Here is a 26,244-nt window from a genome sequence, read left to right as displayed (position 1 = left end):
CTTTCCATCTTAGAAGAATTAGCTCGTCCCGTAGTGTTGATGCAAATTGGAGATATAGCCCAGGAACAAGTTGAAAGTAATAATAAAAACATAAGCGCAATTGAAAAAGAAATAAGAAACATAGAAATACCGGTGGATATCAAAATTAATTTAGGGATTCTTAAAAATTACGGTAAAGAGGTCCAGGAACTTGAAACAGAATTAAAAGAAATTGAACAACTTTTATTAGAGGAAAAACAAAAGGAGCAAGTCCACCTTAAATATTTTGACCAAGCAGAAAAAATATATTCTGGAGGTGACTTAACTAATTTTAAAAAATTAGGCGAAATCTTGGTTGATATGAGCTTAGAGGCAGTGAAATTAAGTCAGTTAAGATATCAAGAGATTAATAGCCGCATTGTAGAATTTTCTAAACGAGTTGCACACCTGAGTTTGCAGGCAGAGAACGAAAATAAGGCAGTAAATAAAAATTATGTAGAAATTGAGAGAAAATATGGAGAATTTTATTCCGATCAGGAAAACGCCTTGGCTCAATTAGAAATTCTAAAAGCACAACACAATGAAAGACTTAACTTTTTAAAAGAAAATAATTTACTCGATAATTCGCAAGATTTAGACGATGCTATAAAGATATTTGATGAGATAGACCATCTTAATGCAGCGTTTAAAGAAGCTGCGCTTAAATTTGCAGAAGAATTGCGTTCTTTTGACCCATCACAGGACCTAGAAGAAAGAAGGCAAAAAATAGCCAAGCTTTCGGATGAACTGGATAAGCTCTCTAAGCAATTCCAGATGCAAGATACTTTAGTGGGTTTAAAAAAACATTTGAAGAACTTGAGTCAGCAAGTCAATTCAAGCATTGAGAAAAATAAACAAACTCAACTTAGTTCCACTGAGTATGGTGAATTTGCAAAAAGTGAACAACAACAAATCGAACAAGAAGTGGAAACTCTTGGTGAAGAAATAAAAAGTTTACTAATGGGACAGAATAGAAATTGGGAGCATCTGATATCAGATCTAAATGATCAAAACAATCAAATAGAGAATCAAACGAAAGCTATCAGGTCTGCTTCCATAAAGAATCAGAGGCAGATAGATAGCCTGAGTACTTCTATCTTTTGGTATGGTTTACCGATTATTCGCTTCTTTTTTGCTGATAGATTAAAAGACAGACAAGCTAAACAAGCCACTCTGATCGCTGAGAATGACGAATTAGCCAAGTTAAGCTCTAGCTTGCAAGGTATAAAAAGTATAGGAGAGGAGATTGCTGCCAGCAAAAATCAGGTCACCAATTTTGATTCCCTTACAAAGGCTTACGAGCAAATGAACACTTTGTTGAAGAAACTTCAATCAAAGTCACTGTCTCAGTACGCTCCTGAACTTTATGATGTTGCTCAATCCCTCTATGTTACTGTGAATAGGCAAATAGAAGAGCTTACAGAGAAAAGGAATGAACTTTCAAGTCAGGCAGTAATAAAGAAAGCTGCCGTAGAAGCTTTTACCAAGGAGGTGGCTGGACTTCAGGAAAAAATAGACTGGTTAGAAAGTCACAAAGAAAAAACATTCACAGATCTGCTCATTGAAGAGCATGGGAAGGAAAAAGAAGGTATTGATCTAACTCAAATGCAAAACAAGCAATTTCTCCTACAACTCCAATCAAGTGCTAAAACAGGTAACTTAGACCAAATTAAGCAAATTATGGAACACTGTATTCATCTTGATGCCCCAGATTCTAGCGGAAATAATGCCCTACATTTTGCCGCTCACCAAGGGGAAGTGGGAGCTGCCAGCTTGTTGTTAGGCAGAGAAGAGCCATGGCACTCTAAAAATAAAGACGGTAATACCCCCTTGCATTTTGCCGCTTCAGGGGAAAAACCTGAAATGGTTGGCATGTTGTTGGATAAGCTCAGCGATAAGGACAGTAATTTTAAAAATAAAAAAGGGAATACTCCTTTACATGTAGCTGTTTCAAAAGGAAATCTTGAAATTCTTAACCTATTGCTCAGTGACTTAAAAACTAAAAAGCTGGAGTGGAATGTTCCTAACGCTTCCGGGCATACCCCTTTAGATTCAGCCGTTTTACAGGAAAAAGCAACGGTTGTTAATTTATTAATAGACGATTTAATAGAGAGAAACGCTCACACCCAGGCTACGGCTCAATTTAATACTCTGTTGTTCCTCGCCTATAAAAGATACTCCGAGGCTAAAGAACCTAATAGAAGAGAGAAAAGAGACAGTTTTGAAATCATTATTCAAAAGTTAAAAGAACAACGGCCTCAATTTGATTTAAGCAAACAGGATAGTGCTGGAAATAATTTTTTTCACCTAGCTGCAAAGAGTGGAGATATTAAACAAATTCAAGAACTATCTAATCAGGAAAAAAGTAGCCTAAGCAAACTCATGAGTAATCCAATTGATTTTTTTGTGAGTAACCCAATCAATAAGGAAAATGCAGAAGGTAAGACACCACTGCAATTAGCATTAGAGAATAATCATCTTCATGCAGTTCGCTTATTGATTCTTTCTGGAGCAAAAATTGACAAACCAACTTTTGCAACCGAAAAAGGAAAACTGTTTCTTGCGGAAGTTTCACCTGCAGAGGATCAGGAAATATATACCAGGCTCGTAAAAGAGGGATTAATCACCTCTCGAACCGAGAAGGAAGAAGGCACATCAACCTTGGCAGAGCAGACTTCGACAGTAGATGGCAATGCGGAGTTGGCAGAAGATAATGACGAATTCTACGCGCAAGAAATGTCAGCAAAAGAAAGATTAGAAGAGGAAAGGTTAGCAAAAGAAAGGGAAGCAAGCGTTAAAAACAAAATAAAAAATTTTGGTTCAATGGATTTTAATGAAAAAAAAGTAAGGGATGAATTGCTAGGAGAAATAAAAGCTGCTCCACTCCAGGATAAACCGCGCTTAGCTAATGTCAAAGATAAAAATGGAAATACTCTCTTACACGTTTTGATTAATAATAAGGAAACGAATGCAGTAAAAGCGGTTTGTCAATACGCGGATGTCTATATTAAAGACAGAAACTCTGAATCCGCACTCTCACTAGCAACCAAGTCCCTGAAGAAAAAAAGTAAGTCTATTGGGGGGCTTCTTGAGAGCCTGGCAGGGAATAAAATTGAGGACTCCAACGAGGCGGAAATTTATAAAGCCGTAGAAGAAAAAGCACGTAAACAGGATTTAGTCCAACTCAAGTCACTGAAAATAATGTCTCAAATGCATTTAGTAATACAGCAATTGTTACCAAAACATAAGTCTCAAATATTAGCGCTTAAAATAAAAAAAGCAGATTTAGGTAAACTGGAGGTGATCAACACGAGAGTTCGAGAACGCTCCGATGAAATTTTTGTTGGCATGCAGAGGACGAAACACAAATCGGAGTATAGGATTATACACCCCCTCGAATCTCAGAGAGTAGTTGAACTACAAAAAGAGATGGTGGGATTAATTGAGATATTAAAGGAAGATCTAGCGGCTATGAAAGATCAATTAAAATCCCTCCGAGATGCTGAGAAATACCAATGGCACTCCTGGGAAGAGGACACCCGCTTACATCAAGACATTAAACGAGGCCAAATTGATATCTGGAAACAAAGACGTAACGCAGAAACGTTAGCGGAAAATATTAATAAACCGAGTGGCGGTTATCCCCCTTTGCATTTAGCGATACTCTACGCAAATTCTGGCGATTCTCAGGAAGAGCAAGAGACAAGCTTACAAATGGCTAAGTTTCTGATTGAAAAAGGTGCCGACATTAATGCTCAAAATACTAAGGGAGAAACAGCATTACATTTACTGGCCCAACGATGCGACCCGGCAGCACTGGAAATAGTGAAGTTACTCAAAGCTCGTCAGCTCCAAACTAATGCAGTCGATAGTGCCCTAGAGGTAGCAAGACGAGAAAATAACCAGAATTTTCTTAATCTGTTCCCAAATAAATGTGAAGAAATGCTCAAAAGGATTTCATTTTTCGCAACATCGGAGCAAGAAGAGACTTTGGTTTCATCACGGAATAAAACTGAAGAGGGACCAGTATGTAGAGATAGGACCAATCTGTTTAAAAAAATAAGAAAAGAAAAACAAGAGCAAAAACAAGATCATCAGGAAGAGACGAAAAAACTGTCCGGTTAAAACCAGTTTTTAACCGGGGGGGCAAAAGGAGTGGTTAGTAACCAATAGTATCAAAGAATTACGTTTTAAATCGGGTACCAAGATTGGTACCCAGAATATCTCAACAGAATTAAAAGATAATCTTGACTTATTGATTTAACTACTGACGTTGAAGTGAATCAAACACACGAGCTTTTGATCCAATCGATAACAAACCACATCATTTAATTTCAAAGATCGCTTACATCGCTTTATTGATGTAGCATTTAAAAATAAATGGATTTCATTTGATTAAACCAATTTTCATTCGATAACATAATTCAGTGTACCCCATAGAGCAATCAAGAGCGCTATAAAGCAATAATGAGCAGCTTATTGGAAATAATTCTTTTAAATCAATAAAAATTAAAATACATCTTATCAGATACAAAATTGTCAGTTGATAGGTATAATGCGTAACATTTTAGATTCACCACTTGGTCATTAACACTTAGGGAAATAGTACATGAAGCATAGACTCATCCTTAATCGGCAATTTTATTTTTCTTCTAGCCTACCTTAGGGATTATGATGAACTTACAACCAGAAATCGCGGAAAAATACTTAACCGTAATTAAAAAATCACTCACGGGTTCTTTAGACACGTCTCAACCAGAACACTGGCAATTTAATATTGCTACAACAAAAGCGTTTAAATCATTTATGACTAATGGACAAGTTAGGACGCTCATTGGTCCCAAACGATTAGATAATATAGAACAGTCAATTAAATATATTACAAGTAATCATGTTAATGGTGATATTGTTGAAGCCGGATGTTGGCGAGGTGGCGCTTTATTGTATTTAAAAGCGTGTCTGAATGTTTATGAGGAACCCAACACAACCTCACGGAATGTTTGGGGTGCGGATCTATTCCCAGAGTCAAGCCAACTCGTTACTTCTTATTCTAAATTAATACGCTTTAAGAGCTTATTAAAAATTAGAAAATTACTTCCAAAGAAATCCCAACAGCGTTTAGCTAATCATATTATGGAAGCCTTCCCTAATGAACAATACGACAAAACAACCTTAAATAAGATCTTTGCTCTCGCCAATTCGTTAACCTATATAAAAAAGGAATCCTTAATATCGACTTCTCATCACGATCTCCTCGAAGCATTTAAACGGTATGATCTTTATGATGAGTCAATAAAATTAATGCCTGGATGGTTTAAAAATACCTTACCCGTAATGAAAGATAAAATTGAACATATTGCACTTTTACGTATTGACGCTGATTTTTATCAATCAACATTGGACGTACTCAACGCTTTATACCCAAAGTTATCGCAAAATGGTATTTGCATTATTGATGATTATGGTGGCTTTACAGAATGCCAGCGAGCAGTGGACGAGTACCGTAAACAACATCAAATAACTGAACCCCTAGAATCAGTTGACGGCACCTGTTATTACTGGATCGTTAAGAATCCCATCCAACAATGAAGTAAGTACCTTGCCTGGCCCAAGCTCAATAAAATCCAAATACCCTAAAGCCAGGCAATATTCGATGCTTTGATGCCAAAATACAGGCCTCACTAACTGTTGGCTCAGTAATTGAGGCATGTCGATAGAACAATCAACCTGTGCTCGTGCAGTAGCATTGAGTATGATCGGATATCGGGGCTGGTGAAACTGAAATTGTTTGAGATAGGAATAAAGAGTTTCAGCAGCGGCTTGCAACAAAGGAGAATGGAATGCTCCACTAACCTTTAAGGGAATAAAACGTCCTTCAACAAATAATTTGGCACTGGCATCGACCGATTCCTTTGTTCCTGAAATCACGGTTTGCATGGGAGCATTATAATTAGCAATCACTAATGGCAGCTGGTTTTCTTTGATAATCGTTTCAATTTTAGCCGCACTCATTCCAACTATTGCCGCCATAGCTCCCTCTTTAGCTTCATTCATCAATTCCGCACGTCGCTTAACGATTCTTAGTCCAGTAGCAAAATCAAAAACTTCGGCCACATAAAGTGCTGCATACTCACCTAAACTATGTCCTAATACCATATCCACTTTTAATTCGGCTTTTCTAGCAAGCCATGCCATTATGGAAATACAATAAATGAGTGGTTGAGTATATAAAGTTTGATTCATCACGTCACTCAATACAGCTTGCTCCAGGTCATAACCAAGTATCTGATTTGCTTCAGAAACAACATCGGGAAATAATTTAAATAAATCTTGTCCCATTCCTTTAAATTGTGAACCTTGGCCAGGAAATAATAATACACTCATAAACTCACCTAAAATTTAATAAGCCTTTAGTTTTTCTGGAACGAAAATCAATAAACTCATTGCGATCTTCAATGTTTAGATAAATATTCATTTTTTTTACTTCAACAAAACGTTGTCCCAAATCATGATGATAACGATGTCCTGGATATACAAGCACTTCATCGGGAATCACTTTTTTCAGATAATTCAGGGAATCAAACATTATGCCTGCATCCCCACCTTTACTATGACAAAAACCACAACCTTCATTAAATAAAGTATCACCTGTAAAGAGCGCGTTATCGATTTGAAAACAAAGCCCCCCAAAAGTGTGGCCCGGCGTTTGATGGATAATAATGCTAGGAAAACGCTCAATAGTAATTGTGTTTTGTAAAGGATAAATCGGCTTAAGGTTATGGCACTTAAATTCATAATATGCAATCTCTGTACTGCTCATATACACAGGACATCGGTAATATTTGGCAAAATAATTCGCCAAATGCGCATGATCTAAATGATGATGCGTTAATAATATCGCAATGACCCGTAAATTATTTTGGGTTACAAAATCCTGAAATTTCTTTTTTTCCCATGAAGGATCTATAAAAATACAGGTATTATTTTCACTATCCACAACAACGGGGCAATAATTTATAAATTTAAATCGTTGCGTTTTAATCACTTCAATGTACATCATGAACTCGTATAAAATTAAAATCAGGGTGATACGCCATTTGATAATGATACTTATCAAAACAAATGATCTGATTTTTTTTGACTGCTAATACAATGGGCTTGAGCTTAAATAACCGAGAAATCAGCTCCTCATCTGCTTGAAGACTAACCAATGGATTTTTAGCAAAATAAAGAACTGGAGATACCATCAGTTCACCTGTGATGCGATGGGTATCAAACAGGTTAAAATAATTAGTTAAATGCGCTTCATCTCTAGTTTTATGTAAAGTAATACGATTTTGTGCGCACCATAGCTCTAATTTTTTCACATCAAAAAATAGTGCTACATCGTCAAAAGACAATTTTAAATGAACATTTAAAATAAAATGGTCGGCACAATGTTCAACCAGTGCACTACTATCCCATAACACCAAGCTGGCATCCCTTTTTGCACATAAAGTGACATAAGAAATCGCTGAATCTAAATAATCAATGTAGTGCCCCAGAGTCCGATCTTCTGTCGTAAAAGTGCCAACAACTATTTGTTTCTCCAAACACAATGCAGCCTCAAGCGCTGGAAACTCGAGATCATTGTTTTCCGAAACCTTAATCATTATGGACTCCAATCGCCTTCTCCATATTCTGGCGACGCATTTGAATGTTCCAAACGCCCCCCGTTACCATTTGATACTCATTGTTTAACAAGGGTTTAATTTTCAAATGTGCTTTTTCCAATTCATGCCAGGGCAAGGCCGGAAAGAAATGGTGTTCCACATGATAACCAAAGTTTAAAAATAAATAATGTTGCAACCATCGTGGAAACCAGGTACTACGGGTTGTTAAAGCATGTTCTTTTAATGTAGGTCGATGTTGCGTGGGTTCCAAACCTAAATGCTGTGGTGTTGACAACGTTTCCCAAAGTACCCCATACAACAAAATCGCTGGAAATAGATTTTTAAACGTTAAAAAGTTAGGGAAACACCACTTCAAGAGTACATAAGTAAAAAACAAAAAGAGTACTGAGAACAAACATTGTCGGAACATCATTCGAGATAATTTTTTTTGCTTTAAGAGCTTCAGTGGATAAGTCCAATAAACGAGATGCAAAAAAAACACATTTAAAGGGATAAAAGTTCTCCACCCTAAATGAAAGATCCAGGGTAGCTTCTTACTTATTTTTGCTTGTTTCAATAATTCGAATACGGGATCTTTATCAATATGCCCAGTCCATTTATGATGCTCTTCATGAATGATTTTCCATGGATAGAAAGGCATGCAACAAAAAATGCTGTTGTAATGACCAAGGACTGCATTAAACCAAGATTTACTGGATAAAGTGTTATGGCCGCACTCATGGAGTAAAATGAAATTATGTAGAAATAAAATCGCCAGGCAAATTTCCCCTAAGCAATAAAAAAATAAGCTGTTCTTCCCTAAAAAAACAACAGCAGCATAAAGCAACACCATATCAGCAATCAGAAAACCGAGGCTTTTTGTCAATCGCCGTTTAAAGTTCAGTGACTTCCTCACTTCAGTGTATTCTTCGTTACTTAACATAAAACCGCTTCCTTTTTCTTTTCAATAGTATTAATAAGTTGTGATAAAGAAACATTTTCAAGTAATACGGTAGGTGAAATGTTGATCTCTAACTCACATTTAATTTGTTCTGCCAAATGAATTGCCGCTAATGAATCAAAACCATAATCTGTTAATGATTTATTTAAATCTAAATTTGCGGTAGCGCAATTTACATGTCTGGCTAAAAGTGTCAATAACTCATTATCTGTGCCTGCAATTTTAGGTAAAATCAACGGGGTTTCCTTTTGAGGAATCAACGTTTCTTGTATCCGTTCTTTGTAACTAAGTCGTGTTTTTAATTTTGCAATAAAGATCGATTGATTGATTTCTTTGGGCATCGCATAGTCATCCACTGCAAACCCCATTTCGAGGAGTAGTTTTTGCCAGGTGTGCGCATTGAGCAAAGCACTCGCGGAAATACGGTATTCATCTTTTTGGGAATGCCATTGTTTAAATAAGCCAAAGGTAAATGCAAGGAATAAACTGTTTTCAGTTGCTTCATTGATAATAAGCACTCCCTCATCACGAAGTAATGGAATAATATTCATCAGACATTGACGAATATCATCTGCCGTATGCAATACATTACTTGCAATAATGAGATCAAATTGTTGGCTCATCGCAGGTTTATTGATATCTAAAGTACACGTTTCTACACCAGCATACTCAGAGAAATTGTCTTTAGCCTGAGCAACAAATTGAGGGTTGATGTCACTGAACGTGTAATGAATCTGATGTGCACATTGAGTTAATACTGCTTCCGTAGTAGCACCAGTCCCCCCTCCTAATTCAAGAACATCAACTCGATGATGACGTGTAGCAACGATTTCTTTAACTATGGAAGCAATGGCTTGATTGTAATGGCTTGCCAAAAGATTTTTTTGATAAATAGCACGGACCAAATCATCTCGTCCAAAAGGAAACATGACTTGATGTATGGTTTTTTGTCCTGTGACCACTTCAGTAAACTGTGCCGCACACACTGTAAGTAACTGAATAAAAGGTTTAATTTGTGGGTATTTTTTAATTAATTGCACATGGTCTTGCAGCAATTCAGCATCAGATTTAACTTGATTTTTATTTTCAGGAACATGTTTCTGCTCAAAATCTTTCAAGCGGTTGATCAATGCAAAATAGTATTTTTCATAATCCTTGCATACTCCTTGCCCCAAATAATTTTGACTCCAAACAACACCATGGGTCAGTAAGTGATGCTTCATTAAATGAAAACAAAAATGTTCTAACTCACGTAATCCTTGATTAAACAGGAGTAATTCTTCAGTCTCCTGAGCCAAAGCATCGCAAAAAATCGGCATCATCGCTTTAACTGATTCTGAAACATTGAAAAAACTCAGGTTGGATTGATTCGAGGATATTGCTAATTGCAGTGAGTAATCACCTTGTTCTGCGGTGATTGGTGAAATACCAGAAGCCAGCATTAGTTGATTTGCAGCTTCATCTTCTTGCTGCCAAAATCCCCAATGAACCAGTTTTATTTTCTCGGAATGCAATGCATTAATTAATGCATCAGCATAAAAACATGTTGCTGAATAACCACCCCTGTTTTTATTTTGTGTATAAACTTGCACTGAGGATGTCATTACAATGTGCTTCACTTCGTGGCGACGAGACGCATTGATCAAATGATAAGTTCCTAATACCTTAGCCCCCATCTGCATCAAATAGTCTTCATAGCCTAATAAATTGATTGGGGATTCTGCATAAGAAGCACCCAAATGATAAAGACAATCTATTGCTCCATAATTTTGAATCACCTCGTCAATTAAAGACTCCACTTCATCGGCAACAGTAGAATCTACTCTTCGCCAGTGCAGTATTCCTTCTGTCCTTGGCACCGTGTTACGACTGGCTATAAATAGCGCTCGCGGTTGACGATCAATAAACTTAGGAACCAAGTATCTTCCTACTTGGCCATCTCCACCAATAAGCACAATCACTTCATGACTCGGTATCGAATGATTTAAAGAGAGATTCAGTGCTTTAAGCTGTCGATGCCATACTCCATCATCTGCCAAAACTAAAGGATAAGCTTGGCCTTGATAGGACACAGTAAACGCTTGAGGGATAATTGTATTGCCCGCAAGATCAATGCATTCAATAAACCAGGATGGGTATTCCTTTTTTAAGGATTGAGCTAAACCATGTAGGCTTGCTGCATAGGGATTAATCGTCGATTGCTTTAGTCCATAAGCATTGTTGCTGAATACATAGATTTTTAAGGGTTTTTCACTATAAGCCAGTTCGTCCAACTTTTTAATACAATTTAAAAAGCCAGCCATCCCATAGCGTTGAGAATAAAGCAAGGAATCAGGATTGATCTCTTGGTCACACATCCCTGCAAAGTAATAAATCAATTCGCAAGAGTGTTCTTTCAACCATTGCATGCCCTGCTCTACTGAATCTGTATCATCGACATATACAAAATAAATAAGTCCTTTATATTGTGTTTGTTGTACTGCATTTTTTACTAATAGCTCTTGCGCCCTTGTCAAAAAAATAGCGACATACCGATAGCTATCAAGCTCAAGGAACGCAACCTTTTTCTTGCTCCAAATTGGTTCATAACATTCTATAGACCTTAGGTCTTTATTGATTGATTTTAGCTGCTCTTGCTCTTCAAACCAACAATAATGAGTTGCAAAAGGATAAACAGGTAATGCAAGGGGAATGGCATTAATTCCTTTATAAATGCGTTGCCAATTAATCAGTTGTCCCTCTTGATAGGCATAGGCAAGCTTATTCAAATAATCTTTTAATTGATTGGGTAACTGCTGTAATTCGAGAAGAGTTTCTTCGCTTAAAGTATGGTTATATAGAGGGGTTATTGAATCAGAACCATATTTTAATTGCTCTATCAAATCATCAAGGTTTTCCACAATAAAGAACTTACGACAAGCAAAATCAGCTCTTCCTACATTTAGGGTAAAGCTTAATTGAGTCAGGCTTATGTTGTTGTTCAAAGCACTTAAATAATCCAGAAGCTGCTCTGTCTTTTTTTCTAGAGCATCTTCAGTCTTTGCAGACAATTTGATTGGAATATAAGATAAATTAGGTAGTTGTTCTGGCAAAGGGTTATTGTGCGCTAAAACACAATGACCATTACTGCCACCAAAACCAAAACTATTAATTGCGATCGTGGATAAAAAAGCCGGTTCGGCTTGACTGGCAATATGGAATGGACTCTCTGCAAGTCGAATGAAAGGATTAACTTCCTGAAAATTTACCTGCGGTGGAATCATTTGATGTTTGAGCATCAACAATGCTTTAATCACACCGGCAAGTCCTGCAACAGGTTCTGTATGGCCAATATTGCTCTTTACTGAACCAATATAAAGTGGTTTTACTCGTGATGAGAACAACTCATTTAAGACTGAAAATTCAATAGGATCACCTAAATGAGTTGCCGTAGCATGTGCTTCAAAATAATCGATTTCATCAATTGATATTCCATTCTGATATACTTGGGATAGCAATTGTTTTTGCGCTAAAGGATTAGGTGCGGTCAATGATTGTGAATGCCCACCGTGATTGACTTGAATTGCTTTTATATTGGCTTCGATACGTAACTTTTGCGTTACAGCCAAATCTTCTCCGACTAACCAAACACCAGCCAAGCCTTCTCCTTTCACATAACCATTGGCTTGGGCATCAAAAGGTCGACATTCATTCGTTGAAGAAAGAACATTTAACTGAGCAGTTAATTCAAGTGTTTTTACATCGCAAAGCAAACTAACACCAAGAACAAGAGCGGACTCGCATTCACCTTGCTTAATTGCCTGTACTGCACGATTTAAAGCGGAGAAACTGCTCGAACATGCAGTATCGATGGTTTCACTTGGCCCATGGAAGTCAAAAAACTGTGAAATTCGATTTGCAGCAAAGGTCTTGGCGCAACCTGTAATTTGGTAAAGACTACTTAACTGACTGCGATCCAATAAGCGCGCATAGTCATCAAATTGAATGGCAACAAACACACCGATGCTTTTACCTTTCAAAGAGATCGGTGAAACACCTGCTTGCTCGAATATATGCCAGGAAAGCTCTAATAACTTTCGTTGCTGAGGATCCATATATTTTGCTTGTTCCAAATTCAGATCAAAGAACGCAAAATCAAAATCTGCAACATGGTTAATAAAGCCCATCTTAATTGAGTCATTCTTCCTATTATCAAAACGCGTCTGCAGAGGCATCTGGGTACAATCTTTCCCTGCTAATAAGGCGTACCAGTAGTCTTCTGGGCTAGGACATTGAGCAAAAGAACAATAATAACCACAAATAGCAACATTTGATAACGTTGGCTCCAGGGCATTTAATGGGGAAGAAACAGAAATGCTTTTTGTAATTGCTCTCCCCTCATTGACGTCCCGCGACTTGTCCGCGGGATCCACAGTTCTAACCTCATCACTGGATTCCGCGGACAAGCCGCGGAACGTAGGTTTGAGTAACGTAGGTTTGAGTGAGGAGTGAGTAGTTACATATTCCTCTAATTTTCCTATCGTCTCGAATTCAAAAAATTGATTGGGATTTATTTGCATGTCATAGTGTTTGCTTATTGCATCCGTTAATTCAGTGAGGGTCAATGAATTAAATCCCAATTGATAGAAAGTCTGTTCCGATTTAATGTGATGAGCGGAAATCCCTAAGATTGATTCGATTAGTTCATGTAAAGAATGATCTTTATTCCAGGAACGCCCTTGCTGTAATTTTTGCAGAGGAACATTAAAACATTCTTGAGTTAAATACTGATGAAATTGCTTGGGGTTTCCCTGAAACGGGATGTATTCACCGGCTGGTAAAGTTAATAACTGCCGGCAAATAAGGTTTAAGTCTTCTGCCCTTAACGGCTCTAAACCTTGATTGTCCCTACTCCATGCTAACCAGTTCAACTCATCCGATGACTGAGTTGACTTCGTCATTACAAAGGGTAAGTAAACATACACATGCTCTTTACAGTAGGCATTTAATCCCAGCAAAGAGGCGTTATAAATTGCATAATCTACTTGCTTGCTAAATCCAGCTAAAGCAGACAAGGAGGAAATACTAATTAATTTTTGGGGATGATGGCATTGAATGAATTGGCTTAAATGAAAATGAAGTGGTTGTCGTTGTGCTACTTCATTTGCACTGTTACCAGGCATAATCCCAAGACAATTAATTATGACATCATAAGAAGAATCAGTAGGATACGGATTTGAAAAATCATGTTGGATGTAATGAATTTGTCCTTTTAAAGCATCAATCATGTGTTGACGTTTGGAATCAAGCTCACTTCGTCCAATAATATCAAACTGAGAAATGCCAACACCAATTAAAGTCTGACAAAATTGATAGCCAATAGAGCCCAAACCACCTAATACTACAACTCGTGCTCCAGGGAATAAAGGTAATGATTGATTATTCGTTTTAATTAAGTTTAAAGCAAAAGTAGATCTGGTCTTATCATACTTAATCATTCGATGGTCGGGCTGATGTGCTTCGTTACTTACGATATTCACCACTTCAGAACTTGATAAACTCGTTAAATGAGGAATCAAAATATTCTTGTAATAATGCTTGAGCAGCTTGGGCATAGACATCATGAATGCATGTAACTCCATCCAATGACTCTGACTTTGATGAATAAAAATAAATTGAACCTCAGGATTTTCAGAGATGCATTGATTGAGTAATCCAATAAGACGATCCAATCCCTTGTCTGCTACGGCAAGAAAAATTGCTACTTTATTGAACGGAATGCCGGACGTTGCTTGGTTAAAAAACATCTGTTGAGAACCATTATCTAATTGACAAATCTCCTCAAACTTAGCGATCGGCTCCAATGCGCAAAGCTCCCTATCCAACTGAAAGCAATAGGGCATCATTTTTTCTGAATGTGAGAACCAATAATTTTGTTTTTTATAGTGTGTTTTGGACCTTACACAAAGGTTATGGGAGAAATTTTGTAAAATTAAATGCGCATTACTCCCACCTGCACCAAAACTACTCAAACCAGCAAAACGAAGTTTTTGCTGAGGTACGAATTCAGTACATATCTTAATCGGTACGTCATCGATATTTAATCTTGGATTTAATGGCAAAGCATGAATTGAAGGAGCTAATGCCTGAGCTTGGAATTGCGCAATGAGTTTAGCAATGCCGGCCATGCCAGCAGCAGATTCCAAATGCCCCAAATTACTTTTTATAGATCCTACATATAAGGGATTCTCTGCAGAACGGTTACCAAATACTTCCTTTAGTGCAGCAAGTTCAATAGGGTCCCCCAAAGATGTTCCGGTTCCATGTGCCTCAATATAATCGATTTGATCTGGTCTAATCTTTGCGTTGGTCAAAGCGTGTTGAATCACTTTCACTTGGGCTTGAGCATTAGGTACGGTAAATCCGCTACTCATACCTCCATGATTCAACGCTAATCCTTTAATTAACGCATAGATGGAATCACCATCTTCGAGTGCCTTCTTTGCTTTCTTTAAAAGAAGAACAACAACTCCTTCCCCGGGTACGTAACCATCGGCATATTCCTGAAATGGTGCGCTTCTACCTGTTGAAGATAAGAATTTACTTTGTACCAAGGATGATAATTTATAGGGATGAGAACAGAGATTGACGCCACCAACTAACATGGCATCTACTTCATCATTAGCCAAATAACGACATGCTAAATCAATGGCAGTCAATGAAGAAGAACACATGGAATCGAGAGAAAAACTTGGGCCTGTTAAATTCAGCGTATAAGAAACACGATTTGCAATACTTGCGCCTAAAGATTGTGGGCGCTTTAAGTCGGGCTCTTGCTGACCTTGTTCCACACCATAATTTTGATACAGATGAAACATTGATGCAGCAACAACACCCATTTTTTTCTCTTTAATGTGTGCGTAACCTGCATCTTCGAGACAATGCCAAGCATTGGCCAAAAATAAACGTTCTTGCGGATCGATTAATTCAGCTTCTCGTGGCGAGATATTAAAAAATAAAGGGTCAAAACCAGCAATATCTTCCAAATACCCACCCCAGGGATAAGGAGTATAATGCCACTTCCTCGGTACTTTCCTAATTGAACTTTTGGCCGTTTTCAAGTTATTCCAAAGCGCTTCTAAATTTTCAGCATCAGGTAATTGTAATGAAATTCCGATAATCGCTATGTCTTGCTCAGCGACTTCAGGTGACTCTAAAAGACGTAGGTCATCTCGAACGTAGTGATACATCTCCTTGTTTTCAGAAGATCCTCCACTGGATTCAGGATGACGATTGTTTTGTTTGATGTGTGCTCCATAAGAGCTAGGTGGCTCAGATTGAGATAATTGATTGAATCGATAATCATTCGATTTGACGATTCGATGAGCTAACAAAGACGAATTAGCAATCACTACATGTGGAACATGAGCGCTCAATGCCTGTTCTAATAAAACAAAAGCATTACGTGTTTCTAAAGGTAAAGTTCCATATTCTTCTTTAAGTTTTTGTAATTGACGCGGGTTGATTTCCATCCCCCCCTCTAACCAATAAGGCCAACTGATACTAATAAATCGAGAGGTATGCTTTCCTGTGAGACGTAATTGTTCTTGTTCACAAGCATAGGCATTTAAAGCAGCATTGGCCGCGGCATAAATACTTTGTCCAAGATTACCAATATCCGCTGATAAAGAAGAATAAATACAATAGAAATCAAGTGAATTATGTTGTAATGCATGGTGAATAACACGCAAACCCTCCAATTTGGAACGCAGTGTTTTCTCAATATCTTCTGGTCGAATATTCATGAGCAAACAATCATGTTTTTCACCTGCTAAATAAAACAAACCATCTATATGGAAATTATGGGTGTTGAAAAACTCATTGACTGCTTCAACATCGCTTACATCCAATTGGTAATAGGTCACACGCGCATCAGGAACAATTGGCTCACTGCGACCAATCACATAAATCTGGGCTTGATATTTTTCAATCAAATAATGAGTGAGTAAACGACCTAATCCGCCATTACCCCCGACAATTAAATAACTTCCCCCTTTTTTGATAGACGAATGGATCAATGGAGAATCGAGTTTGATATAACTTTTAGCATAAAAATGGTCTTGGTGAAGATAAACACATTCATTTCTATTTGCCAAATAGCCAACAGGATCCTTAACACACGCGTCACTCACTAAAATCGAATAATTGAGATGAGGATATTCTTTAACGAGACAAGAAAAAAAAGCAGAGACAGATTGAATTAAATTCGGATGTTTCGAAGATAAACTGATAACAACAAGAGGTAAGGCATCTTGCGACCAACGGACAAATTTGGAAAAAGTTTCTGCGAGTTGATTTAAAATAGTTTGCAAATCAAGCTCGGTTTGATGATAACGGGTATCGTAAATTATCCAAGCCGCTTTTGCTTTCTCCTGCAAAAAGTCAAGTGCCTGCTCATAGTTAAACTGATCATTAATAACCACTACTTGCTTGTTATTGCTACCCCGATTTATTTTAGTTCTTGTTGGAACATAAAGTGCATAATCAGCATTTTTTAAAGAAATTTCCCGGTTGGAAGATGCTGCAGAAGCGCCATGAGAATCAATATATGCTGTTAATTTTTCCAAAGTATTTTGTTCAAACAATAAAGTAGGATAGAGGTCCAAATTAAATTGTTTTTCCAATACATCGACTAAAGCAATTAAACTACTGGAATCAAATCCCAGATCAAAAAAAGAAACATTTGGCGGTAAAACTGCAGGCGCGTCCTGTAAGTTATTCTTTATCAGCGCCATAATTTTGTTCTGAGTATCTCCGGAAACAATTTGCTGTGAGTCCCTAGGATTCTGAATGACTTGCTGCGCAAACTGCTTGCGCTGAAATCGCTTATTGGTTAATCCTTCAAGAGCCACTACTAAATCTCCATCAGGTGTCAATAAATGAATTCGACATTTAATTAACGACTCGTGGTGAGTTGGTATCACTTCAGCCTTAACGATTAAAGTGGGCGTTGTCACTCGCGCAAATACACTCACCCGATCAATTCCTAAAGGTAAATAACTCACATCAGGCCCCGCATGTGCCACTTGATCAAAATGCAGAGCGGCTATAGCAAACGTAGCACCATCCAATAAGGATGGATGTAAATAAAAGCGCGATAAATAAGGATGAGCCTTGGCGCTAAGAGTCAATTTCATCGCAATCGATGATGCATTGATTTGTGTGGTTCCACTAACCTGCATAAACTCACCATGCTCAATAAATGAAGCACGGGCTAAACTGTATAGAGTATTCATTGAATGAATTGGTGTCTCAGCAGTTTGTAATACAATCGATTCAGGTAAATCGGGTCTTTTAAACGCTATGGCTGCTTTAAAATGGATAATTTTTTTATCATTCTCTTGATGATAAATTTCCACAGCTTGGTGTTGTGAATCATAAACAACAGACAAAATAATCGTTTCACCCTCAAGCACCTTGGCTGCATGAGGATAGGTGACTTGGGTGAGCTCGTAGTACTCAGATTCGAAACAGCGAGAAATAATATCCAAATAGGCGATACCAGGTAGCACGCGTATCCCATCAATACGGTGATCGGCAACCAAATAATTATCAGCTGTTAATTTAATTTTAAATACATTCGACATCAAAAAATTCATCCATTGTTTCTGAATACTGTTCTTCATGTCGCAAAACGACAGAATTTTGTTGCATCATACTTGAGAGAACGACATGAGCATTTGTTCCACCAAAACCAAAGGCACTTACTCCAAAATAATGAGTTCGATGAGGCTCTAAAAATTGAGGCTCATCCAACAAACATAATGGTGCGTTGGCAAAATCGTAACGAGGATTGGGCGTCACTGGTTCCGGTTGAGGCACTAAACAGTGATGGTAACCGCATAATGCCGCTTTTATAAACCCAGCCATTCCTGCAGCACTTAAAGTATGACCAATATTCGCTTTCACACCACCCACAACACATTTTTTATGCGATGTTCCCAAAACATGAGTTAATGCTTGCAACTCCATAGGATCACCTAATTCGGTACCGGTCGCATGCATTTCAACGTAATCTAAATTTTGTGGCGTTAATCCCGCATTATTTAATGCTTTTTGAATTACTTTTTGCTGGGCTTTTGGATTGGGTGTAGTATAACCCATCGTATTCCCATCATTATTCACCGCGATTCCTTCAATAACACAATAAATCTTATTTCCATCGGCTAACGCATGTTCCAAAGGTTTTAAAACAACAAACCCGCCTCCCTCACTTAATACGATTCCATTAGCACGAACATCAAAAGGACGACACTTGAAATCAGGTGATAAAGCTTTAGCCGCATCCATTAAAGCAAAAGGCTTTGTATTGATTAAACCATCAATGCCTCCGACCAAAGCAAGTTCAATATCTCCTGATTTCAATGCAGAAACTGCATGATTTAAAGCAACTAAAGAAGAAGAACACGCCGTATCAACCACTTCAGCAGTGCCACTTAAATCAAAAAAATGATTGATATGCGCTGCAATAAAATTTTGTCCCTGACCAATGATCGTAAACTGATTAATCTCGTGATCCGCACTAAAATCAGCACGAGTTCCCACAAATACACCAGCATTCATTCCTTTAATTGTTTCTTGTGTCAACCCAGCATCAATGATTGCTTTTTGGCTTAATGCCAATGCACGAGTCACTAATGGGTTAACTTGGTGTTGATGTTTTTCCGAAAACCCAAAATCAAGCGCGGCTCCCCATGCATTCTCATGAATAAAACCGCCCTGAACAGAAGCATACTCAGTTCGATCGACTCGCTCCTTAGGAATTGGAGTAACCGAAATGGTACCTTCTAGTAAATTATTCCAAAATTCCTGCACATTATTAGCACCCGGAAATTGACATGCCATGCCAATAACTGCGATTTTTTTCGTGTTTTTTTGGAGATCGTGCACTGCTTCAGTTTTACTCAACGCTTCACGTGATAATCCATTTAGTTTCTGGATGTGTGATGCCAATCGAACAAGTGAATGATGTTCAATAATCACTTCGGCAGGAAGCATTAGGCCCATTACTGCTTCGATCTTTTTTAATAAAGTCATTAACAGAACCGAATCAACTCCATATTCGGCAAAACTCTTCTCCAAATCAACCTCATCTTCAGTGATACCGATTACCTCCATGAGGATCATTTTTAAAGTATCTGAAATAGTTCGTTGCATCGATGAACCCTGATCCGCTCGAGGTGTTGCTGGAGAAAGCTTATTCATACTCGGCATAATGACCGAAGAAACCGTTTCGCTTTCTAATAAAGTTGAGAGTAAAGCAAGCGCCTCATCGGTTTTATAACTTCCGAGTTGGCTCCGTTGATAACTGCTGCTGGTCTCAGCATTTTTGCTAAATTCACTCCATGCAGGCCAGGCAATGCTTAATACTTTTCCAGAATGCACTTGGGCAAATGCATTTAAATAATAATTACTCAAAGCATAATCAACTACACCTGTTGCAAGCTCTGGGAAAACACTGGATACCGACGAAAAAAGGACTAATCGTTCCATACCATAAGGACTTACTGCCGACCATAAGGCTTCAAGCCCGGCTCTTTTAGGATGAAACATCCGGATAAAATCATTTTGGGTAAGCTCTGTAAACGACTTGGTTTGCGTTGGGGTTACTCCAGCACAATGAAAAATCCAGCCAAAACGGTCTTTTTGAGTAACTCCCTGGTCACTATCTACGCTGGGTGAGCAATTACCTTTTTGATTCATAACGACTCTTAAAAACGCGACAAATAATTCCTTTTGAGCTAAATCGCCAATATAGTAATAAACCGCACACCCTTGTTTTCTTAATTGGTTAATGAGTTGAATGGTTTTTCCTGCCTTACAAGACGAATGCAGGTAATGCTCCCATAAAGTCTCTTGTGGCAATGGCGTGATGCCAGTGAGAATTAATTTGCGTACGCCACGAACAGCTAACCATTTTGCAACCTCAGCACCAATACCACTAGTACCACCAGTAATTAAGTATACTTTCTCAGAGTCAATTGAGGCTGAAGCTGATTTTTTATGTTCTTTTGTTTGCAATACTTGAATGAATCGTTGTCCTTGAACATATCGAGCCTTATGAAAATGAAGGCTTAATTGGCCTAATTCTTGTTGAATAAGTTTCGTAGTAAGGGGCTGCTGGTCAATCACTAATGAGCCCGTTTTTAAACCTATAGTTTGAACATTCATACAGTGTAAAAAATAACTGATCACATCCAAATCAGGCGATTGTTTGTTATTAATTTGTAAAATGCTGCCCTTTTTTGCACTAAGAGCAACCTGTTGCAAAAGGCTCAAATGATCAACTAACTCTAACTCATCATTGCAGCAATCCAGAAGAATAAAATCATGATTCAACAAGTCAATGATTTGTTGTTGTGTAACGATTCTCCCCTCTTGAGCGAAATACCCGTCGTTTTCATTTTCCGATGTATAAATGATGTGGATTGCGTTCTGCGGCAAAATGTTTTTTATTTCTGCAGCATTACTTTCAGTACTTAATACAATCCATTGACGAGTTATGTCATTATCAATGCGTATATGATGCTGCTGCCAAACATATTCATACAATGTGTCTGACATCGGTTTTTTTTCAAGATCATGAAAATAACGCCTACTCTGAAATACCGTTCGCGGTAATGGGCTAACATTAGGCTTAATCGTACTCTCATAACTTTTTAAAATCACATGGGCGTTACTCCCGCCAGCACCAAAGCTGGACACACCGGCATAATAACACTGGTCTTTCTGATGCAGGGACCAAGTCGATGGTGTTTGGCATAAAACTAACGAGTCTGGTAATTGAATATTAGGATTCAATGTATTGGCATGAAGGCTTGCATAAAGCTTTTTCTGTTGCATTTGCGCAATCACCTTAATGACGCCAGCAAGTCCGGCAGCAGCCTCCATATGCCCATAATTTGATTTTAATGAGCCAATAAAACAAGGAGTATCGCGTTCAGAAAATACTTTGTTTAAACCCTTAATTTCGATGGGATCCCCCAATTGCGTCCCTGTACCGTGACACTCTAAATAACTTATATCTTCAGGTTGTAAGCCAGATTTTGATAATGCTTTTTTAATCACTTCTGCTTGGGCATTAGCATTGGGAACAGTATATCCAGAGCTGGTGCCATTATGCGCAATGCTGCTGCCTTTAATCACTGCATGGATACGATCACCATCGTTAATTGCTGCGTGTAACGGTTTAATTAAAATACTGACCACTCCCTCACTTGGAACATAGCCATCTGCCTGCGCTCCAAAACTGGCACAATGCCCTTGTGCGGATAACATATTTCGATGCAAAAGTTCTTGATATTTATAATCATGACTGATGAGATTAACCCCTCCCACCAATGCCATTGATGCATCTTGGGCATTAATGGCTTGAATGGCTAAATGCAATGCAGTTAATGAAGAAGAACACATACTGTCTAGGGTTAGACTTGGTCCTGTAAAATTAAGGACACTGGAAATGCGGTTTGCAATACTCGCTGCAGTTGAATTCGCAAGTATGGTTTTTTGCTCCTTTAAACTTTTTTCAAAACCAGCCAATTGATAAAAATTATTCATCGCACCAATGAACACCCCCACAGAACGAGCCTGATTATCCAGCTGAATTCCAGCATCTTCGAAGCAATGCCAGGCATTTTGCAACATAAGCCGTTCTTGTGGGCACATAATTAATGCATCATGGGGTGCAATATTAAAAAATAAAGCATCAAAATCGTTCGCATTTTCAAGCAAGGCCCCATAACCGTAACTGCGATCGCCAATCGCCTGCACGCAATTTTTACCCGTTTCCAGGACGTCAATAAATGATGGGAAATCGGGGGCTTGAGGAAAGTTTACGGCCATGCCAATTATGGCTATATCTGATGCAACCATCAACGGTTCGTACTTATCTACTTCGCGGGGCGTAGCATGAAAGTGGTTAACACGACTGTTACTAAAATGTTCAATCAACTCATCAAAAGTTGTATGTTCAAATAAAAGAGTTTTAGGTTGACTGCCAAAATGAATTTCGAGATCGAAAATAATATCCATGGCCAATAAAGAATCTAATCCCAGCTTACTGAATTGCCCAATTTTTTGTAATTCATCAGAAGTCATGTTCAAGCGATGGGAAAAAACAGAATAAATTAATTCGCGAGTCGATTCTGTTCCTGTACCAATTTGTATCTGTTCACGTTCTGTAACTTGTTCGCCAAGCGTAGAGACTGTTCCGACAAGCTGCTGAACGTTGGCTGAAAGTCTGTCATTGTCCACATGTTGTGTCACGACATGTGCCGTGAGCTCTTCAACAACAACACATAAATCTCCATTTTCATCAAAAATTTGAATATGAAAGCTGAGTGGTCCGACTTTTTGCGTACACACCAAAGCATGGTTTGAAAGCCTTTTGAGAAGTACAATTCTTTTAGCGCTAACGGGTAAAGAAAGGGGCTGTTGCTGATATAAAGTAAAGTAACCCACGGTTTGCAGTGCTGCATCCAAGAGGTAAGGATTGAGCAAAAACTCATTAAAATTTTTGTTACACTCTATGTGTGCAAATACTCGGTCCTCAGATGCCAAAAGGTGGGTTATATTTCTTAAATCAGGTCCATATTGAATCCCTGCTTGTTCAAAACAGCGATAATATTCAATACAGTCAATTGAATTGGGGCACTTTTTAAAATCGTTGAGGTCAAAAGGAGAGATTTTTTCATCTTTTGCAATTTCGGCACTAAAAAAAGAGCTTTCTTCATAAAACAATTCTACGACATTTGCAGTCTTGCTGATATGGATATCCATCCTTTGATGCAATGCGGGCAATATCCTTAACCAACGCACATTCACACAATAAAGTGGCAACTCATTAAGAAAATGCTGCGTTAATGCAAGGCTCACAACCCCAGGTAAAATCGATTGATGATTCACTTGATGTTGACTGAAATAGGTCCTCTCTGCTGATAATGTGTACTCATTTGTCGTTTGCCAATAACAATGAATTTTTTTAAAAGGATGTACTGGAAATTCGCGCTGATTGTCACTAGCAAATCGTTGGATCACTATATGTGCATTGGTACCAGAAAACCCAAATGAACTGACTGCAGCAAGCGATTTATCTTGTGGCCACGGACTTAATTCTTTTACTGGATAGAAAGGGGTACTCGCAAAATCGATGTGTGGATTTTCACGCTCACAATGAATTGTTGCTGGAATTTTTTGAAAATAACTGCATAAAACACTTTTGATAAAACCGCAAATTCCAGCAGCATGTACTGTATGACCCATGTTGGATTTGATGCTTCCTAAGCCACAGGATTTTTTACTATTTTCTTTTCCTTGGGTCGCAAATAATCGCTGTAAGGCACTCACTTCAATTGGATCACCAAGTTCTGTACCCGTTCCATGTGTTTCAATATAAGCAAGATCTTCTGTCGATAAACCATAAGAAGTATAAATGTGCCGCATCAGTTCGGTTTGTGCCAAACCATTAGGTGCTGTAATTCCATTCGATTGCCCATCTTGATTCACCCCACTGGCCTTAATTACTGCATAAATGGGATCTTGGTCTTTCAGCGCTTGAGCTAAAGGTTTTAAATAAACACAGGCCACTGCTTCGCCAGGAATAAAACCATTCGCTTTATCACTGAATGTTTGACATGCATGATCAGAGGAAAGCATTTTGGCATGATGCGCTTGCTGCAGAAACTCATCACTGGTCATAATGAATACTCCGCCCGCTAAAGCAGTGGTACACTCTCCATTTTTAATGGCTTGGCAGGCTTGATGGAGGGCAACCAAAGAAGAGGAACATGCTGTATCTATAGTAATTGCCGGCCCCGTCAAATTAAAGGTATAAGAAACTCGTCCTGCAATCACTGAGGGAGCATTTCCCCAAAAACTTTGGGCTATAGGTTTTTCCAGACTGTGAGTTAAATAATTATTTTGGCTTGCACCCACAAAAACACCACAGAATTTATCAGGTAGTTCCATCGGTGCATAACCCGCATCAATTAAAGCACCCGCTGCAGTTTGTAACAATAAGCGCTGTTGTGGATCCATCGCTTGTGCTTCAATTTTGGGGATGTGGAAATAATCTGGATCAAAGGCAAAAACATCATCCAGCCACCCCGCATGATTGGGCTCTCGTATGTATTTTCTCCCGCGCTTCTCTAATGAGGTAATCGCATCAAATCCTTCGCATAAGGAGTTCCATAATTCGTCAATTGATTCTGCTTGAGGAAATTTTCCTGCCATACCAATTACAGCAATATCTAGAGTAGACCTCCCTCCAAACTCTACTGAGGAGGTGAGTTGCTTCGTCGATGCGGTGCTCGAATCCTCATATACTTGTTTGTACACTCCGGTTCTCCGCTGCGCGTCTCCTCGCATTTCACTCTCCTCGGCGAGTTTGGAAAGAGGTCTATTGTTGTTCTTTGCTGATTCATTGCTTGTCAGCTCAACACCCTCCATGATGACTTGCCATTTTCCCTGTGCATCAAAAACAGCGGCGTTCTGATCTTTAATATGTAAAGAGCCGCATTGCTGAGGCTGCACTCGTAACAAAACCCGTTTTATTGCTTTAGGTAACCCAGGACGAGGGTTTTTAGCAAAAAAAGGATCGTTGCGATAAATGAATGAATGCAACATACTGCCTAAAACGGCAGGAAAGCTCCCCTTAGGATCCAGGCTCGCAGAAAATGAATCGTCAGAATTAGTATAGTGTTCAATAATTCGATAACACTCACCTAAATAATGCAATGAATCACTCTGGTAAAAATCATTCATCACTAACTGTTTGTGATTGTCCATTGCGCTGGAGAATTCATGGTAGGACTTAAATTGATAGTGATTGTGTACTACCAATTCCTTATTACCATGCTTATCAATTTGCGCAATGAAGCATTCATGAGTTATTGGATCAATTTCCAAATGCAAATTGATCTCTTGATCTTTTTCAGCAATTAATAATTTTTTTAATTCAATATCCGTTAATTCCACTATGGGTGCAGTAGCCGCTAAAGGACTTAATGCGGCATAAATCATCATCAGTAAATTATCTAATGGAAACACATAATGACCATCAATTTGATGTGCTAACCAGAAGGGATTGCTTTGAGGACTGTAGGTATACCGACGCCGATGCTTAGTCATCAATCAACTCCCCTGTAAATAAATCGACTGCCTGTTTTTGAATAACAACAGGTTCTACCCCTTTTAATTCGGCACAAACAAACGTTGCCAAACGATGTAGCGTGGGATAATCAAAAATAACTGCAGTACGTAATGATAAATTGAATGTTTTATTAATATTGGTAACCAAACTGACCCCAGTAATCGAATCCAGGCCAATTTCTGCCAAAGGACGGTCAACTTCAAGATGCTGCCCCTTGGGTAAATGAAGTGCCAAAATTACAAATTCAGAAATTTTCTGAGTAATCGCTAAAAAATCATGGAGCCCTTCTCCCCCAGTCTGGGGCGAAGATGTTCGCAGGACGGATGAGGGACTTCTCATCTGAAATTCTTGATCACAACGCGCTTCGTAAAAGCGAGAATGACAACAAAAAACTCTTTGCGCTTTTTCTTGCTCAAGCAAATCTG

The 26,244-nt window shown here is 38.4% G+C and carries 9 protein-coding genes (1 of these 9 only partly in view); 2 read left to right on the top strand and 7 right to left on the bottom strand.

Features of this window, described 5'->3' with window-relative positions; all coding sequences use genetic code 11:
- A partial coding sequence (locus tag OQJ26_RS18470) for an ankyrin repeat domain-containing protein (protein WP_265705165.1) occupies positions 1 to 4,143 on the top strand: 4,143 nt, incomplete at its 5' end.
- A gap of 546 nt (positions 4,144 to 4,689) precedes the next feature.
- Entirely contained in the window at positions 4,690 to 5,607 is a 918-nt protein-coding gene (locus tag OQJ26_RS18465; protein WP_265705164.1) for a TylF/MycF/NovP-related O-methyltransferase, read from the top strand.
- Here OQJ26_RS18465 and fabD read toward each other — a convergent pair.
- The 7 genes in view from fabD to OQJ26_RS18430 are tightly spaced (at most 4 nt apart) and all read right to left on the bottom strand, a layout consistent with a single transcriptional unit that may run on beyond the window.
- Positions 5,554 to 6,402, bottom strand: coding sequence for an ACP S-malonyltransferase (gene fabD / locus OQJ26_RS18460; protein WP_265705163.1), 849 nt, complete (start codon positions 6,400 to 6,402; stop codon positions 5,554 to 5,556). The two genes, OQJ26_RS18465 and fabD, sit on opposite strands and share 54 nt — an antisense overlap.
- A gap of 4 nt (positions 6,403 to 6,406) precedes the next feature.
- Positions 6,407 to 7,078, bottom strand: a complete 672-nt coding sequence (locus tag OQJ26_RS18455; protein WP_265705162.1) for an MBL fold metallo-hydrolase — start codon at positions 7,076 to 7,078, stop codon at positions 6,407 to 6,409.
- A complete protein-coding gene (locus OQJ26_RS18450) occupies positions 7,065 to 7,670 on the bottom strand; it encodes a hypothetical protein (protein ID WP_265705161.1) in 606 nt (201 codons plus the stop codon). Before OQJ26_RS18450 ends, OQJ26_RS18455 begins: the two co-directional genes overlap by 14 nt.
- Positions 7,663 to 8,613: a fatty acid desaturase family protein gene (locus tag OQJ26_RS18445; RefSeq protein WP_265705160.1), complete on the bottom strand. Its 951-nt coding sequence runs from the start codon at positions 8,611 to 8,613 to the stop codon at positions 7,663 to 7,665. Before OQJ26_RS18445 ends, OQJ26_RS18450 begins: the two co-directional genes overlap by 8 nt.
- A complete protein-coding gene (locus OQJ26_RS18440) occupies positions 8,607 to 18,257 on the bottom strand; it encodes a beta-ketoacyl synthase N-terminal-like domain-containing protein (RefSeq protein ID WP_265705159.1) in 9,651 nt (3,216 codons plus the stop codon). Before OQJ26_RS18440 ends, OQJ26_RS18445 begins: the two co-directional genes overlap by 7 nt.
- Positions 18,241 to 25,797, bottom strand: a complete 7,557-nt coding sequence (locus tag OQJ26_RS18435; protein WP_265705158.1) for a beta-ketoacyl synthase N-terminal-like domain-containing protein — start codon at positions 25,795 to 25,797, stop codon at positions 18,241 to 18,243. The genes OQJ26_RS18440 and OQJ26_RS18435 overlap by 17 nt, the downstream gene beginning before the upstream one ends.
- Positions 25,790 to 26,244: the final stretch of an SDR family NAD(P)-dependent oxidoreductase gene (locus tag OQJ26_RS18430; protein WP_265705157.1), read on the bottom strand. Its footprint extends 12,556 nt past the window's final position; the window shows 455 of its 13,011 coding nt (coding positions 12,557–13,011); its start codon lies off the right edge, out of view; it ends in the stop codon at positions 25,790 to 25,792. Before OQJ26_RS18430 ends, OQJ26_RS18435 begins: the two co-directional genes overlap by 8 nt.

The sequence above is a fragment of the Legionella sheltonii genome (assembly GCF_026191355.1).
GTDB lineage: Bacteria > Pseudomonadota > Gammaproteobacteria > Legionellales > Legionellaceae > Legionella > Legionella sheltonii.
Note: the sequence above shows the minus strand (reverse complement) of the source record. Positions and strands in the feature narration are given on the sequence as shown.